Genomic DNA, 15,108 nt, shown 5'->3' with positions numbered 1-15,108 from the left:
TTACGTAATACATAAGCAAAATTTATTCCACACTATTAAAATCGATAATAAAGTTAATGCTGACAACAATACTCTGGAGTATTAGCGCGTACGACGAACAAATTGCTGCGTAGCTATTTCATCAAACATTTTTTGCTCTTGTTTATCAGCAACAAGCTTTAAGGCCGCTAGCTTTTTATCCCGTAATAACTCCACTGCCTGTATTTTTTTTCGCTGTTCAAACCACTGTTTCTTTCGAGTTTCTACTAGTGCTTTCGCTTGATGAGCAGCAACTTTAACTTGTTGCGCTGCATTGTCTAACTTAGCGATAAAGGCATGAAAATGACTATAAGTCGCACTATCGATACCTTCTAAAGAACGTTGATTAAGTCGGCGCATATACTCTAAACGATAATCGCTAACACTTTTTAAACGCTCTTGGTTTTGTTGATAATCTAGCTCAGCACTTTGTAATGCTTGTGCTGCTTTTTGCTCTTTATCAAGCTCAAACTTATATAAGGTATTTAACTGTTTCATTTGCTTTTGCATATGCTAGTTACTGAGCTTGTTGATTATTTTGTGCGTGCGCTTGCGCGGCAGCTAGAATTTCTTGCAGTTGCGCTAAACTTTGATCATATGGGATAACTTCTAGCGTTTTTTGCTGTAAGAAAAACTGTATAACAGGTTGTAAATCAATTGCTTGGTCAATACGTGGGTCGGTACCACGACTATAAGCACCAATAGAAATGAGATCTTTGTTTTCTTGATATAAAGAATACACTTGTCGTAATTGTCGTGACAGTTGTTGATGTTCATCACTGGTTACCATTGGCATAACACGACTAATTGAGCCCTCAATATCAACTGCAGGATAGTGCCCAGAATCAGCTAAGCTTCGCGACAGGACAATATGGCCATCTAAAATAGCACGTGCAGCATCAGCTATTGGGTCCTGTAGGTCGTCTCCTTCAGTTAAAACGGTAAAAAATGCGGTAATAGAGCCTTGGCCGTCGCCACCATTACCCGCGCGCTCAACCAGCTGTGGTAATTTAGAAAATACCGACGGCGGATATCCTTTAGTGGCAGGTGGCTCACCTACCGCTAAAGCTATTTCACGCTGCGCTTGGGCATATCGGGTAACGGAATCAATTAACAGTAATACATTTAAACCTTGATCGCGAAAGTACTCACTAATTTGTACTGCTGTTTCACAGCCCTTTAACCGCATTAATGGCGAGTTATCGGCAGGAGCAGCAACAACTACAGAGCGTTTTCGCCCTTCTTCCCCTAAAATTTCTTCAATAAACTCTTTTACTTCTCGGCCACGCTCACCTATTAAACCAACAACAATCACATCAGCTGAGGTACCACGGGTCATCATGCCAAGTAAAACACTTTTACCGACACCCGAACCGGCAAAAAGTCCCATACGTTGACCGATGCCAACCGTTAAGAAACTATTAATTGAGCGAACACCAACATCAAGTGGCTCTGAAATCGCTCGGCGAGATAATGGATTAATAGGCTTGCTATCACGTTGATAACTTTCTGACGCTTTTATTGGCCCTTTACCATCAAGAGGCTTACCAACACCGTCAACAACACGACCTAATAAATCCATTGATAACGGTAGGCGTGCTTTCGTTGATAATGGCACCACGCGGGCACCAGGTGACACGCCTTGCAAGCTTTGCTCTGGCATTAGGAAAGTAATATCTTGAGAGAAGCCAACCACTTCTGCAATTAGGTCACCATGTGCGGTTTCTACTAGACATTGGCTACCTACATGTGCTTTAACACCAACCGCTTCTAGTGTTAAACCCACAACACGCACTAAACGACCAGCCACCGAAATACGGTGCGGATGAATAAGTTGCTCACAATTTTTTAAGCGTTCGGTAATGCGGGTTATATCAACCATAAAAAGTTTTTGACACTTTTAGTAAAAGTTTACTGATGTAAGGCTTCTTGCAAAAACGATTCCAAGACCTCATTTAGGCGAGATTTAATATTAAGATCGATATTTGATGTGCTGTTTTCGATTTGACAACTGCCAACAGGTAATTGTGGTGCAGCTAATAATCGCCAACCTTGTTGCTCGATATAACCAACACCAAATTGCTGTTCCACTAACTTTATATCTTGCGGATTAAGTAAGATTTGGGTTTGTGCATCTTGCCCCGGCAAAGCTTTAATACCAGCGCTAATGGCGGATAATAAAATATCAGGGTTTGTTTTTGCTTCGTGTGTGGTAACGGCTTGCGTTAACTGTACAACAAGCTGCAGTAATTGCGCTTCAACATTTTTTTCAACATTAGCAAGTGGATGATGAAATTGCTCGATTAATGACTGCATTGCAGCAATTTGTTGATCGCTAGTTTCTTTACCTTCAGCTAAACCAGTATTAAGGCCCTCTTCATGGCCAGTTAATAAACCTTCTTGATGTCCAGCAGCTTTACCTTCATCGAAACCTTTAGCAAAACCGTCTTCTTTACCTTGATTGAAACCTTCGTCAAATGCTGCTTGACGAATTTCTTCGATTTCCTCAGCCGTTAGTGGTACTGGCTCAGCGATTTCACTTTCTTCAGGTGGCTCATAACGCCAGCGGCGTGACTTACCCATAGCGTTAGTTTTGCTATCGTCTTCATCAACACTTGGCTTAACATCAGGTATCGCCCAAGCATTCACTTCTTCTGAGATAACATCCGATTGGTTTTTTGAGTCAGTTGGCTTCATCGTATCAACTTAACAAGCGATTATTTGCTAATAGCAGTTTATAAGAATTCATCGCCGCCTCCAGCGCCACCAAGCATGATTTCGCCGGAATCAGACAGTCGACGAGCAACAGATAAAATTTCTTTTTGTGCAGCTTCTACTTCACTAATACGCACAGGTCCCATGGCTTCAAGGTCGTCCGCCAACATTTCAGCCGCACGTTTTGACATATTCGCCATAATTTTTTCTTTTAACGCTTCATCGGTACCTTTAATGGCTTTCATTAATGCATCTTGTTGTACTTCTCGCAAGATCGCTTGGATACCTCTATCGTCAACATCGGCAAGGTTTTCAAAAACAAACATCAGATCTTGAATTTGCTGGCTCATCTCTTCATCATGCTCACGAATAGAGTCCATTAGCATACCTTCAACATTGGTATCTAAATAATTCATGATGTCTGCAGCTGCTTTTAAACCGCCCATTTTCGCAGCTTGCGCGCCTGCTTGACCAGCAAACTGTTTCTCCATAATCTCGTTTAATTCTTGCAATGCTGCCGGTTGTACTTCTTCTAAGTTGGCAATACGCATCATTAAATCAAGACGAACTTTATCGGCAAATTGCGTCATAATTTCAGCAGACTGCTCGGGCTCTAAATAAGATAAAACAATAGTTTGGATTTGAGGATGTTCATTACGGATAATGTTCGCTACTTGTTTAGAGTCCATCCATTTCAATGAATCTAAACCTTTCGCACCACCACCCATGACAATTTGATCAATTAAATTACCGGCTTTATCTTCACCTAGTGCGGCAGTTAATGCTTTACGAACGAATTCTTCACTTTGGAAACCAATTGTCGAGAAGTTTTGAATTTCTTCGATAAAAAGCTTATGAACAGCAGTAATTTTTTGCTGGGTAAAATCTTCCATACCCGCCATGATGGTGCCCACTTTTTGCACCTGTTTTGGCTCTAAGTGTTTTAATATTTGCGCAGCATCTTCTTCCGAAAGACTTAACAGTAATATTGCCGCCTTTTCGCCACCATCAAGTTTATTGACGTCAAACGCGCCAGTTGATGGAATTTCTGCAATTTCTTGTGTTTCATCACTCATCTTCGTTTAACCAACTTTTAACTGCTTGCGAGGATAATTCAGGCTCATTAGCCACTAAGGCACGTACCGCTTTTAGAACATCTTCATCACGATGTAAATCAGGTAATTGTAGGCTACCATCTGGGGCAAAACCTACGGCACCTGCGTCAAACTCAGACGTTAGCATATCCATGGTTTCATCACCTAAATCAATATGGCTATCTAATGATTTTTCACCATAGTCATTTGGTGTTTGATCTGGGTAAATTAAACGTTTCAGCATTGGGCGAACAACGGCGAATAACAAGATAGCGATAAGGATTAACGCCCCTAGTAATTTCGCGTACTTGAACATTACAGGATCGCGCCATAATGGCACTTCTTCAACCGCCTCTACTTCAGCGCGAGAAAACGGTAAGGTTACAACTTCAAGCGTATCGCCACGTTGTAAATCAAAACCAATACTGCCTTGTAATAAACGACGAATATTTGCCATTTCTTGCACGGTGCGTGGTGTCGATGCTGGCTCACCTTCAGCCGTTGTTGATGGTAAATAATCAAGCGCAACTGAGACACTTATACGATGAATAACACCGGTTTGCTGCTTGGTATAGCTAATTGCTTCATCTAATTCATAATTACGTGTTGATTCAGTATGCTTACGACCAGGCATAGCTTGTTGCTGTGCGCCACCTGTTGCATTTTCAGGGATATTACTTTCAAGTGGTGGTTGATTGGTTAGTGCACCTGGAATGCCCCCTAATAAACCACCAATGGTATTATCTTCAACTTTCATTTCACTGCGCAGTGCAGGTAAATCAGGGTTGTAACGACGCTGTGTTTCTTCGGTATTGGTAAAGTCCATCGCGACATCAACTTGCGCGGTATAATTACCTAGCCCTACCACAGGGATTAAAATCGAGTCGATTTTATCCATATATTCTTTTTCGCGTTTTTGTTCAATTTCAAACTCTTTACGTGAACGAGATGATACTGAATCTTGCGAGCCTGAATTTAATAAGCGGCCATTTTGGTCAGTTACTGTCACTCGGTTTGGATCTAAGCCTTGCACTGCTGAGGCAATAATATCAACTACAGAATCAACTTCTTCTTCCGATAATAGTCGGCCTCTTCGCATGGTAAGTACAGCAGTTGCTGAAGGATTTTTCGCGCGTTTCGCAAAAACGTTTTCACGTGGAATGGCTAGCAAAACACGAGCACGAGAAATTGATTGTAGCTCTTCAATGGTACGAGCTAATTGCTGCTCACGTGAATGTTTTAACCTTTCTGTTTCAAGACGTTGGCTCACACCAAAGCCCATATCTTGCATAATGATTTCAGAGCCTTCAGAAGGAGCATCACCTAAACCTTCACGTGCTAGCATCAATTTAATTGCTTGGTAGTCTTCACTTTGCACAGAAATAGTATTGTTTTCTTGGCGATAGGCATCTTTATAACCATTGGCATCAAGGGTATCCATGGTTTTAATTAATTGTTCGGTTGGAAGCTTTGCGAGAATTCGGTATTCAGGTTGGTTCGCCCACATAATGACAAATATGGCAATGGCAAGACAAATCGCTAATGCCATCACTATAGTAATTTGACGTAAGAAGTCAACATTCCCCATAGCGCCAGCTAGTCCTGACTTTTGTTCACCTACGACACCGTCGGCGCTGTCATTTGCAACTAAATCACTGCCGCCATCTGACACCATTAACCCTGTGTTGTCTGTTGAATCTGCCACTTATTTTCTCCGCATTACGTCTGTTTTTTATATTTTCAATTAACAACTGAGCTGCTATACCGGCATACTCATAATTTCTTTGTAAGCTTCAACAAACTTATTACGAACTTGAACTGTTGCATCAAAGGCGATGCCTGCTTTAGACGAGGCAATCATAGTGTCGGCAAGTGTAACATTGCGATCACCGAGTTCAAAGGCCATCTTTTTTTCGCCTGCATCTTTTTGTATATCATTAACAGTATTTACTGCGTCTTTTAACATGCTACCGAAATCACTCCCGGCTTTACTTACCGGTGGCGTACCCATGGCATTTTCGCCGATAGGTAAGCGATTACCCATAGCTTCCATCGACATACTTTGCATTTGCGCATATAAAGAATTGGTTTTGATATCCATGATTAACTCGCTTGCGTCAATTTCTTGTTACTTAATGTTAGTTATAGATAAAGCAAGCATAATGCCAAGCACAACCGTTATTTTATTCACCTGACATATCAGCAAGTTACATGAAAAACCAATGTAAAAACAAATGAATTTGTTATTTAATCAACCAGTTTAGCGTGGTGTTATAGGAGGAAATTGGCAGGTAGATTTTTAATGATGCTTAACTCTATATTTATAGTAAGAGTGCTCGAAAAACATTTACCTTTAGAAGCAGTCTAATTGAATTCACTTTCAATAAAGATCATAAAACAACTGCAGTAGCAGTTGTTTTTACAATATTTCAGTTTTATTAGATAACAGCAGCAAAGTCGTTAACTTAATACCCCTTTAATAAAGCCCTTTAATAAAACCCTTTTTATAAAAAACGCAGCTTACGCTGGTATTTGAATACCACTATCTCGCATACGCGCAATTTTATAGCGTAATGTACGAGGGCTTATTCCTAAACGCTCGGCAACATCTTTTCGACTACCTTGGCAGGCATGTAAGGTATCAAGAATAATTTGGTGTTCTTGTAATTTTAACTCACTGCCTAGTTTGTCATCTTTGGCACTTGGCATTGATATATCTTGAGCAGTTGGCGGCTCAAAATTATCAATAAGTAGATCACCAGCATCGATACATTTGTCGCTTTGTAAAATAAGCGCCCTTTGTACTACGTTATCTAGCTCTCGAACATTACCTGGCCAGTCATAAGCGAATAATTTACTTCGGGCTGCAGTGGTTAATTCAGGTATTACATTGCCATCTTTTTGGCATATACGGGCGATTAAATGTTGCGCCAATGGGATAATATCGTCCCGTCGTTGATTTAATGGTAACCAAGTTAACGGGAACACATTCAAGCGATAATATAAATCTTCTCGAAATACGCCTTCGCTAACCGCTTCTTTTAAATCTCTATTACTCGTCGCGATTACGCGTACATCTAAATTGATGGTTTTACGTCCACCAAGACGCTCTACTTCACGCTCTTGCAATACCCGCAGAATTTTAGCTTGTAGACCTAAATCCATCTCGGTTATTTCATCAAGCAAAATAGTGCCGCCTTGAGCTTGTTCAAACTTACCTGGACAAGCCTGAATTGCGCCGGTAAATGCACCTTTTTCATAGCCAAATAATGTTGCTTCCAACATATTCTCAGGAATGGCCGCACAATTAATAGCAACAAATGGCGACTGACTTCGTGGAGAATTCTTATGGATATGCTGCGCTAGCACTTCTTTACCTGAGCCACTTGGACCAAGTACCATCACTGATGCTTCTGTATTAGCGACTTTTTTAGCTAATGTCAGCAATTCGACGCTGGCTTTATCAGCTGCGACTGGCTCACATTCATCTTGAAGTTGCAGCGGTACATATTGATTGACCATATTCAGCAGTACTTCAGGTGCAAATGGTTTTGCCATATAATTGCAGGCACCGTCTTTAATCGCCTGCACTGCATCATCAATAGTGCCATAAGCAGTCATAATCAAAACGGGTAATTTTGGATAATTATTACGGATACTTTTTAACAACGACAAGCCTGACATACCACCCATTTGCACATCACTTACCACTAAGTCTACGGCTTGAGATTTAAGGGTAATTAATGCGGCTTCGCCTGACTCTACCGGAACACATTGATAACCGGCAAGTAACAAGGTATCAACAAGTGCTTCACGTAAGCCAGCATCGTCTTCAACGACCATAATTTTACTTGAACTCATTACTTTACTCCTTCGACACGAGTTGATGATTGTTCTGCTGTACCAGAATCCAGCTCAGATTGACTACTGGTCAGTTTAGGGATTTTCAGGCAAAAATGGGCTCCCTCTCCGGGCTGACTCAGTAATCGCACTTCCCCCTGGTGAGCATTAGCAACTGATTTAACAACAGCTAACCCTAGGCCTGTGCCTTGACTTCTTGAGGTATAAAAAGGTTCAAATATTTTATCGGCAAGTTCAGCACTAATACCTTGGCCATTGTCACGAACACTAATATAGACATATTCATCTTGGCAATATGCACTAATATCGATAACCGCATTCGACTTAATAACTTCAATACTGTTATGAATTAAATTTTGAATGGCCCCAGATAGCGCACTGACATTACCGAGTACTTCACAGCCTTGTTTGCACGGATATAAATTTACTGTTGCGCCAGCTTTTAGGGTTTGAGGCTCAATAGCTTGCGAAGCTTGCTCAATTAAATGATTAACATTCACAGGTTCAACAACGGCCTGTTGACCACTTTTGGCGAACAAAAGCATGTCGTTCACCTGTTGTTCTAAATCTTGTAAGCGCGATACCAATTTGTTTTGAAAGTTTTCACGAGCTGTATCCGTTAGCTTTTTATTACTTAAGTTCGCACCATAAAGCATGGCCGCAGACAGTGGTGTTCGAATTTGATGGGCAAGTTTAGAAACCATACGACCCAATGATGACAAGCGCTGTAGCTGGCCTAATTTATCTTGTAATAATCGCGTTTCTGTTAAATCGGTTATCATGATTAATTGGCCGGGTTGATCCCCCAGCGCAGTAATTTCTAATTTAACTCGGCGGCCATCATTTAGAGAAACTTCATGCCAATCATCAGCTCGTGGTTTAAATGAGCGCTTAATCACATCAAACCACGCTTGCCCTAATATAGGTTCATCAAGCAGCTGTTGCGCCATATTATTTAGTTTGACCACTACGCCGTTACCGTCGAGAATTATCATCCCTGTTGGCATAACATCGATAACTTGTTGTGTTTGTTGGTTTTGCTGGCGTAAATAGGCTAGTTCACCCGGGAAGCTCTCGTGTTCTAAACGCTGCTTTTTTTCTTTATGCACATCAACATCATTCAAAGATGTGAAGGCTCTATTCAGCACAGAGTTGGCTGTAGAAGAGTTATGTGATGTCGAAAAGCCTAGCGCCATAATATTTCACCTGAGTAAAGAGTAACACTCAAATAAAGCATTAATTATGCCAAACAATAAAACCCTGTAAATACAGTAATTAAACTAAGAGTTTTATCGAAAAACAGCTCGTCAATAAAATGGCTAAAAACAAAAATAAGAGAATAAAACTATGTGTTTTTTGTGATAAATAAATGATTAGCACAACGGTTGCTTTAACGTTGTGCTAATGAGTTAACTTTCTCTTTGTAAACTATACTTACGCATTTTCTCAACCAAGGTAGTACGACGCATACCTAATAACTCTGCCGAGCGTGCAACTACCCAATCATTCTTATCTAACGCTTGGTTAATTAAATTAACTTCAAGATCTGCCAAATATTCTTTTAAATTTAACCCGTCAGCAGGAAGAATATCAACGGTATTACCTGAAGAGATTGCTTGCTCGCTTGTTTCATTAATTTCATCATCTTCGTCTTCATAATCGAAGCCAGCAAATAATTCATTAATTGCTTCCCGCTCTTGCAATTCTTCTGGGTATTCAGGCTGAAACTCATCAACATCTAAATGGCGATACTTGAGCGGAAGCTGACCAACATTAACCACTTGTTCGCCATACATGATGATCATACGTTCAATTAAGTTAGACAACTCTCGCACATTACCAGCCCAAGGGTGCTCTTGTAGTGACTCAATCGCTTTATCGGTAAAGCGAACCGACTGCCCTTGCTCTGCTGAAAAGCGCGAAATTAATTCCTGCAATAGTAATGGAATATCTTCTTTACGCTCTCTTAAAGCAGGCGTTTCAATGGGAAACACATTTAATCGATAATACAAATCTTCACGGAATTGATTTGTTTTGATCATTTCCTCTAAGTGTTGATGTGTTGCTGCCACAATACGCACATTGGCTTTGATACTTTTAGCACCACCGACGCGCTCAAATGTGCGCTCTTGTAATACACGTAACAATTTAACCTGCATAGGTTGTGGCATATCACCAATTTCATCAAGAAACAGTGTGCCGCCCTCAGCCATTTCAAAACGACCTTTACGAGTTGAAATAGCCCCAGTAAACGCACCTTTCTCATGACCAAACAATTCACTTTCCAGTAAGTCAGGTGGAATAGCGCCACAATTTACCGGCACAAAAGGGGATTTATTACGATCGGATAAATTATGAATATTACGAGCCACTACTTCTTTACCTGTGCCTGACTCACCTAAAATTAAAACATTAGCAGCGGTACTGGCTACCTGTTCAATTAAAAATCGAACTTGTTGCATTGGTTCACTGGTGCCAACTAAAGAACGAAATAATGGGTTAGGGCCACTAACTTTATGCTTAGAAGGTAGTTTATTGTGATATTGGTGGCTGTTATGAACAAGTTCTGTCAATTGCGCATAATTTAGCGGGATCGATAACTCACCAATAATATTAGCAAAACCTTTAACAGCACCTTTGTCGACAAGATCATGGTAAATAAAAGGGCAAGCTGGATGTGCTCGAATAATGTCTTGCAGCTTAGCAGAAACATTGCCACTTAGAATAATCGTAAGAATATTTGGAATTTCAGCTAAATGCTTATCAACTTCATCTTCAGAGAAAACGAAAAAATGTTCACCAACAAACGCTAAAACCGTCTCTATTTGATGACGTCTTGCGGCATCATTATCGACCACTAGAATATGTTTTTGCCCTTGCATAATTCCCTAATAAATCATTAATTTCTTTAAGTGCAGCCATATTAACTTGCTGAGATGATTAATCAACAAAAAATTGACGCCTTTGTCATTTTTTTGTCAGTATAAATAATAGAAGATAAGGCAGATATTTTCCTATACAAATAAGTAAAATTATCTCTGAATTTTCGTACGTCAAAAAAGTAGCAGGATCATATTCCACTAATAGTACGTTTAATTAATGCTATCAAAATAGCCACTTAACCTACTGTATTTAAATCAAATAAATTTAAATACCACTTTTACTTAATAATTGGCATGAATTAAGCTTGTCAGGATTATCTATCGAAATTGATTTAAATAGGACAACCTCGATGTTAATTATTAACGGCAGTGCCGAACTGATGAAAGAAAATGCTAGCTTTAAAAAAGGCGACAGACACGAGTTCAATATGTTCTCACGTGATATGCCACTGGAAGATCAACTTTCTCAAATTGAAGAGTACTTAGTAACCCGAGGCTGGGATAATATTGAAGTAACTAATAATGGTATTGTTGAAGATCCAAGTAATATTCAACATGCGGTATTGGTGTCAGCTTATGAAAAAGCAAAAAGTGAAGGCTTTGCTGTCACGATCAATAATCAACCATTAGTGTAATTTATTGCGCTCATTTTTATAAATTAAGTATAATTAAATTACTGTCTTGAATTTGGAGATATTTATGACACATGCGTCATTAAAGAAATACCAACAGGTTAATAAAAGTACCGCACAAGAAGCCTCACCGTATCAACTAGTAGCAATGCTATTTCAAAAGCTGTTAGACAACATTGCCACGGCTAAAGGCGCAATATCTCAAAAAGACTATGCGAAGAAAGGAACGGAGTTATCAAATGCCATCGCTATAATTAACGTCTTAGAAGGCTCTCTTGATTTTGAACAAGGCGGTGAAATATCATCTAACCTAGCATCTCTTTATCTTTTTTGCTCAGAGCAATTACTTGAGGCTAGTACAAATAATGATATTGAAAAACTCAATGAAGTGGCTCAAATCTTAATTCCAATAAAATCCGGCTGGGATGCTATTCCTTTGGAAGAACAAGTAAAAGTTAGTTTTTAACAAAAGCTTATGACCGTAAAGCAAAGATTAAACAATATAATTCAATTGTCTCATAGCGAATTAGCCTTATTAAAAGCTGATGATCTTGACGTAGAGCTGTTAAATCAACTTGAAGCTGATAGATACGAGCAGATAAAAGTACTTTTTGAATCGGTTGATAGAGTTGAGCTAGTCAATGAAGACGAATTACTAAATAAAATCAAAATATTAGATCAACAATTAACCAGCCACGTTGAAGAACGAAAGAATCTGGTAAAAAAAGAACTTTTAGGCTTTAGAAATAAGAATAAAGTCTCCAAAGCATATAAAAGCGTATGATTTATTGTTATCTTTATCGCATTAAATACTTGAAGGAATTTATTGGTTATGTTTGACAATAAAAGCATATTAATTACTGGCGGTACAGGTTCATTTGGAAAATTATATGTAAAAACATTGCTAGAACGTTACTCACCTAAACGCCTTATTATTTATTCTCGAGATGAGCTAAAACAATTTGAAATGCAACAAGTCTATAATGCACCTTGTATGCGTTATTTTATAGGTGATGTAAGAGATAAAGAACGATTAATTCAAGCTATGAATGGGGTCGATTTTGTTATTCATGCAGCTGCCTTAAAGCAAGTTCCCGCAGCTGAATATAACCCTATGGAATGCATAAAAACTAATATCAATGGTGCTGAAAATGTTATTAATGCAGCGCTAGCTAACAATGTTGAGAAAGTCATCGCACTATCAACAGATAAAGCAGCAAATCCAATAAACCTGTACGGGGCAACAAAACTAGTTTCTGATAAACTTTTTGTTGCTGCCAATAATATGAGTGGCGGTTATAAAACGTTATTTTCAGTTGTACGTTATGGTAATGTTGTCGGTTCTCGTGGTTCAGTAGTACCATTTTTTCAACAACTAATAAATGATGGCGCTGACCACTTACCTATCACTCACAGCGAAATGACTCGCTTTTGGATATCACTTCAAGCTGGTGTTGACTTTGTATTAAAGAATTTTCAACGCATGTTAGGTGGTGAAATTTTTGTTCCTAAAATACCATCCATCAAAATCACCGATTTGGCCAGCGCAATGGCCCCCGAATTAGAACAAAAGATTGTTGGTATTCGCCCTGGAGAGAAATTACACGAAGTTATGTGCCCTGGCGAAATTTGTTATAGTACTTATGAGTATTCTGATCACTTTGTCATTGCACCTGCGATACAGTTTAGTAGCCGTAGTAATGATTTCACCCAAAACGCTTTGAACGAACAAGGTAAAGCAGTTGAAGATGGCCATGAATATAACTCGTTCAGTAATTCCAACTACATGTCCATAGAACAAATTAAAGTCTTTAATTTTGAGGCTATGGAATGATCCCATATGGAAAACAAAGTATTTCTGAAGAAGATATAACAGCCGTAATAGAAGTACTTCGGTCTGATTTTATTACACAAGGAGCAAAGGTTCCTGAGTTTGAACAAGCAATGGCCAATTACTGCGGTTCCGCACACGCCATAGCGACAAATAGTGCAACATCGGCACTTCATATTGCTTGTTTAGCATTAGGGGTTACTAAAGACGATAGCGTATGGACATCTCCCATATCTTTTGTTGCATCAGCCAACTGCGCATTATATTGCGGTGCTAATATCGATTTTGTCGATATTGATACCAATAGTGCAAATATTTCTGTAAAAGCATTATCAACGAAACTGGAGAATGCAAAACGGGAAAATACGTTACCTAAGGTCATTATTGTTGTTCATCTTGCCGGGCAATCTTGCCCTATGGCTGAAATAAAAAAGCTTGCTGATATATATGGTGTCGCTCTAATTGAAGATGCTTCTCATGCTGTTGGCGCAAAATACCTAGAGCAGCCTGTCGGCAGTGGTAAATACTCTGACATCACAATATTTAGCTTTCACCCTGTAAAAATAATTACAACAGCTGAAGGTGGGTTAGCTTTGACTAATCGCGATGACTTGGCTGAAAAAATGAAGTTACTTCGCAGCCACGGTATCACCTCAGATCCAGCCATGATGACAGAGGAAAGTCATGGCCCTTGGTATTACCAACAAATTTCATTAGGATTTAACTATCGCATGACTGACTTGCAAGCTGCGCTTGGCCTAAGTCAATTAAATAGACTTGATGAATTTGTGCTAAAAAGAAATACATTAGCCAAAGTATATAATGATGCATTTGAAAATACACAAATAACACCACTCATTCCAGCTAAGGAAAGCTCATCTTCGTATCATTTATATATTGTACTATTGCCAGCTGATGCTATGCAAAATCATAAAACTGTCATTTGCCAACTTAGAGAAAATGGTATTTGCGGTCATTTACATTACATTCCTATTCATATACAGCCTTATTACAAAGCTTTGGGCTTTAATGCTGGAGATTTTCCAGTCGCGGAAAATTATTATCAGCGGGCAATATCTCTGCCCTTACATCCAGGGTTAACAGCAAAAGAACAACAAAAAGTAATAAGCACTCTCAAACGCTTAATTGAGTGAGCGTGAGATGAAGCTTGCCTTAGGTACTGTGCAATTTGGGTTGAATTACGGCATAAGTAATCAACAAGGAAAAGTTGCCGCTTCTGAAGTTAATGCTATTTTAGAAACTGCAATGCGTCACGGCATAACAACACTAGACACAGCTGCAGCATACGGTGATAGTGAAGATGTGCTAGGGCAATTAAAAGCTGGAAACAACTTTGCTTTAGTAACCAAAATACCTTCTTTAGCGAACGAGTCATTAAGTATTAAAAGTATTCTCGCAAATAGTTTATCTCGCTTGAAAACTAAAGATTTACAGGCATTAATGTTTCATGACGCAAGTGATTTATATGGAGTATTAGGTCAACAGCATTATAGTTCTGTAAATGCATTAAAACTACAAAAAAAAATCAACCAAATTGGTGTATCTGTTTATTCACCACAACAGCTTGTCGATATAATTTCATCGTACTCAATCGATATAGTGCAGCTGCCATTAAACTGTTTAGATCAACGCTTTATCCAACCAAAATTGCAACAACAATTAATAAGCAAGAATATTGAAGTGCATGTACGGTCGATATTTTTGCAAGGTTTACTATTAATGCCGATTGATAAGTTAACTGAGTACTTTCAACCTTTTAAGCATTTTTTAACTAACTTTTCTACTTTATGTGAACAACTTAATTGCCAACCGCTAACCCTAGCGTTATCGATAATCCACGCTACATCATTTATCAATAAAGCGGTGGTAGGATGTTGTTCTGTCCAACAACTAGAACAAATAATCACACATTACCATTTAGCAAAAAAGCTAGCGGTTGGACATAAAGAGCTGTTAGCTCAACTTGCTTGTAACGATGAAGCACTAATTAACCCAAGCAATTGGCCGATACAAAGATAGGCTCTTAAAAAACGCTTAAGCGATCTATAAATATG

Annotated in this window: 15 protein-coding genes; 6 read left to right on the top strand and 9 right to left on the bottom strand. The window is 39.1% G+C overall.

All coding sequences use genetic code 11. The features are described from left to right. Positions 1 to 81 precede the first annotated feature (81 nt). The 9 genes from fliJ to AC27E9_RS03735 all read right to left on the bottom strand — a co-directional run bounded on the left by fliJ (position 82) and on the right by AC27E9_RS03735 (position 10,570). On the bottom strand, positions 82 to 516 hold the full coding sequence (gene fliJ / locus AC27E9_RS03775) for a flagellar export protein FliJ (RefSeq protein WP_487127395.1): 435 nt from the start codon (positions 514 to 516) through the stop codon (positions 82 to 84). 19 nt (positions 517 to 535) lie between these two features. Continuing rightward, on the bottom strand, positions 536 to 1,900 hold the full coding sequence (fliI, locus tag AC27E9_RS03770; protein ID WP_487127393.1) for a flagellar protein export ATPase FliI: 1,365 nt from the start codon (positions 1,898 to 1,900) through the stop codon (positions 536 to 538). 29 nt (positions 1,901 to 1,929) lie between these two features. Then, a complete protein-coding gene (fliH, locus tag AC27E9_RS03765) occupies positions 1,930 to 2,715 on the bottom strand; it encodes a flagellar assembly protein FliH (RefSeq protein WP_487127391.1) in 786 nt (261 codons plus the stop codon). Positions 2,716 to 2,753: 38 nt separating this feature from the next. Continuing rightward, the gene (gene fliG, locus AC27E9_RS03760) at positions 2,754 to 3,809 is read right to left on the bottom strand and encodes a flagellar motor switch protein FliG (protein ID WP_487127389.1); all 1,056 of its coding nucleotides are present in this window, start codon (positions 3,807 to 3,809) and stop codon (positions 2,754 to 2,756) included. Continuing rightward, positions 3,802 to 5,532: a flagellar basal-body MS-ring/collar protein FliF gene (gene fliF / locus AC27E9_RS03755; RefSeq protein ID WP_487127387.1), complete on the bottom strand. Its 1,731-nt coding sequence runs from the start codon at positions 5,530 to 5,532 to the stop codon at positions 3,802 to 3,804. Before fliF ends, fliG begins: the two co-directional genes overlap by 8 nt. A 54-nt stretch (positions 5,533 to 5,586) precedes the next feature. Further along, positions 5,587 to 5,928, bottom strand: coding sequence for a flagellar hook-basal body complex protein FliE (gene fliE / locus AC27E9_RS03750; protein ID WP_487127385.1), 342 nt, complete (start codon positions 5,926 to 5,928; stop codon positions 5,587 to 5,589). Positions 5,929 to 6,347: 419 nt separating this feature from the next. Beyond that, complete coding sequence (locus AC27E9_RS03745) at positions 6,348 to 7,688, bottom strand: sigma-54-dependent transcriptional regulator (RefSeq protein ID WP_487127383.1); 1,341 nt, start codon at positions 7,686 to 7,688, stop codon at positions 6,348 to 6,350. Beyond that, complete coding sequence (locus tag AC27E9_RS03740; protein ID WP_487127381.1) at positions 7,688 to 8,884, bottom strand: sensor histidine kinase; 1,197 nt, start codon at positions 8,882 to 8,884, stop codon at positions 7,688 to 7,690. Before AC27E9_RS03740 ends, AC27E9_RS03745 begins: the two co-directional genes overlap by 1 nt. Positions 8,885 to 9,097: 213 nt before the next feature. Further along, positions 9,098 to 10,570, bottom strand: a complete 1,473-nt coding sequence (locus AC27E9_RS03735; RefSeq protein WP_487127379.1) for a sigma-54 interaction domain-containing protein — start codon at positions 10,568 to 10,570, stop codon at positions 9,098 to 9,100. Positions 10,571 to 10,920: 350 nt separating this feature from the next. Here AC27E9_RS03735 and AC27E9_RS03730 point away from each other — a divergent pair, with 350 nt between their 5' ends. From AC27E9_RS03730 to AC27E9_RS03705, 6 genes are all read left to right on the top strand, one after another. After that, positions 10,921 to 11,205, top strand: a complete 285-nt coding sequence (locus tag AC27E9_RS03730; protein ID WP_487127377.1) for a hypothetical protein — start codon at positions 10,921 to 10,923, stop codon at positions 11,203 to 11,205. Positions 11,206 to 11,269: 64 nt separating this feature from the next. Then, positions 11,270 to 11,668, top strand: a complete 399-nt coding sequence (gene fliS / locus AC27E9_RS03725) for a flagellar export chaperone FliS (protein WP_487127375.1) — start codon at positions 11,270 to 11,272, stop codon at positions 11,666 to 11,668. Positions 11,669 to 11,677: 9 nt separating this feature from the next. Then, complete coding sequence (locus AC27E9_RS03720; RefSeq protein WP_487127373.1) at positions 11,678 to 11,986, top strand: flagellar protein FliT; 309 nt, start codon at positions 11,678 to 11,680, stop codon at positions 11,984 to 11,986. Positions 11,987 to 12,034: 48 nt separating this feature from the next. Continuing rightward, positions 12,035 to 13,036, top strand: a complete 1,002-nt coding sequence (gene pseB / locus AC27E9_RS03715; RefSeq protein WP_487127371.1) for a UDP-N-acetylglucosamine 4,6-dehydratase (inverting) — start codon at positions 12,035 to 12,037, stop codon at positions 13,034 to 13,036. Continuing rightward, positions 13,033 to 14,187: a UDP-4-amino-4,6-dideoxy-N-acetyl-beta-L-altrosamine transaminase gene (gene pseC / locus AC27E9_RS03710; protein ID WP_487127369.1), complete on the top strand. Its 1,155-nt coding sequence runs from the start codon at positions 13,033 to 13,035 to the stop codon at positions 14,185 to 14,187. Before pseB ends, pseC begins: the two co-directional genes overlap by 4 nt. 7 nt (positions 14,188 to 14,194) lie before the next feature. Then, on the top strand, positions 14,195 to 15,073 hold the full coding sequence (locus tag AC27E9_RS03705; protein ID WP_487127367.1) for an aldo/keto reductase: 879 nt from the start codon (positions 14,195 to 14,197) through the stop codon (positions 15,071 to 15,073). The last annotated feature ends 35 nt before the right edge of the window (positions 15,074 to 15,108 follow it).

It is taken from the genome of Colwellia meonggei (assembly GCF_057537295.1).
The sequence above is the reverse complement of the archived record's forward strand: the minus strand, read 5'-3'. Positions and strand labels throughout refer to the sequence as shown.

What these genes read in the sequence shown, in the direction of transcription:
- fliJ (WP_487127395.1), bottom strand. Translation starts at nt 516, where the DNA reads ATGAAACAGTTAAATACCTTATATAAGTTTGAGCTTGATAAAGAGCAA.
- fliI (WP_487127393.1), bottom strand. Translation starts at nt 1,900, where the DNA reads ATGGTTGATATAACCCGCATTACCGAACGCTTAAAAAATTGTGAGCAA.
- fliH (WP_487127391.1), bottom strand. Translation starts at nt 2,715, where the DNA reads ATGAAGCCAACTGACTCAAAAAACCAATCGGATGTTATCTCAGAAGAA.
- fliG (WP_487127389.1), bottom strand. Translation starts at nt 3,809, where the DNA reads ATGAGTGATGAAACACAAGAAATTGCAGAAATTCCATCAACTGGCGCG.
- fliE (WP_487127385.1), bottom strand. Translation starts at nt 5,928, where the DNA reads ATGGATATCAAAACCAATTCTTTATATGCGCAAATGCAAAGTATGTCG.
- AC27E9_RS03745 (WP_487127383.1), bottom strand. Translation starts at nt 7,688, where the DNA reads ATGAGTTCAAGTAAAATTATGGTCGTTGAAGACGATGCTGGCTTACGT.
- AC27E9_RS03740 (WP_487127381.1), bottom strand. Translation starts at nt 8,884, where the DNA reads ATGGCGCTAGGCTTTTCGACATCACATAACTCTTCTACAGCCAACTCT.
- AC27E9_RS03735 (WP_487127379.1), bottom strand. Translation starts at nt 10,570, where the DNA reads ATGCAAGGGCAAAAACATATTCTAGTGGTCGATAATGATGCCGCAAGA.
- AC27E9_RS03730 (WP_487127377.1), top strand. Translation starts at nt 10,921, where the DNA reads ATGTTAATTATTAACGGCAGTGCCGAACTGATGAAAGAAAATGCTAGC.
- fliS (WP_487127375.1), top strand. Translation starts at nt 11,270, where the DNA reads ATGACACATGCGTCATTAAAGAAATACCAACAGGTTAATAAAAGTACC.
- AC27E9_RS03720 (WP_487127373.1), top strand. Translation starts at nt 11,678, where the DNA reads ATGACCGTAAAGCAAAGATTAAACAATATAATTCAATTGTCTCATAGC.
- pseB (WP_487127371.1), top strand. Translation starts at nt 12,035, where the DNA reads ATGTTTGACAATAAAAGCATATTAATTACTGGCGGTACAGGTTCATTT.
- pseC (WP_487127369.1), top strand. Translation starts at nt 13,033, where the DNA reads ATGATCCCATATGGAAAACAAAGTATTTCTGAAGAAGATATAACAGCC.
- AC27E9_RS03705 (WP_487127367.1), top strand. Translation starts at nt 14,195, where the DNA reads ATGAAGCTTGCCTTAGGTACTGTGCAATTTGGGTTGAATTACGGCATA.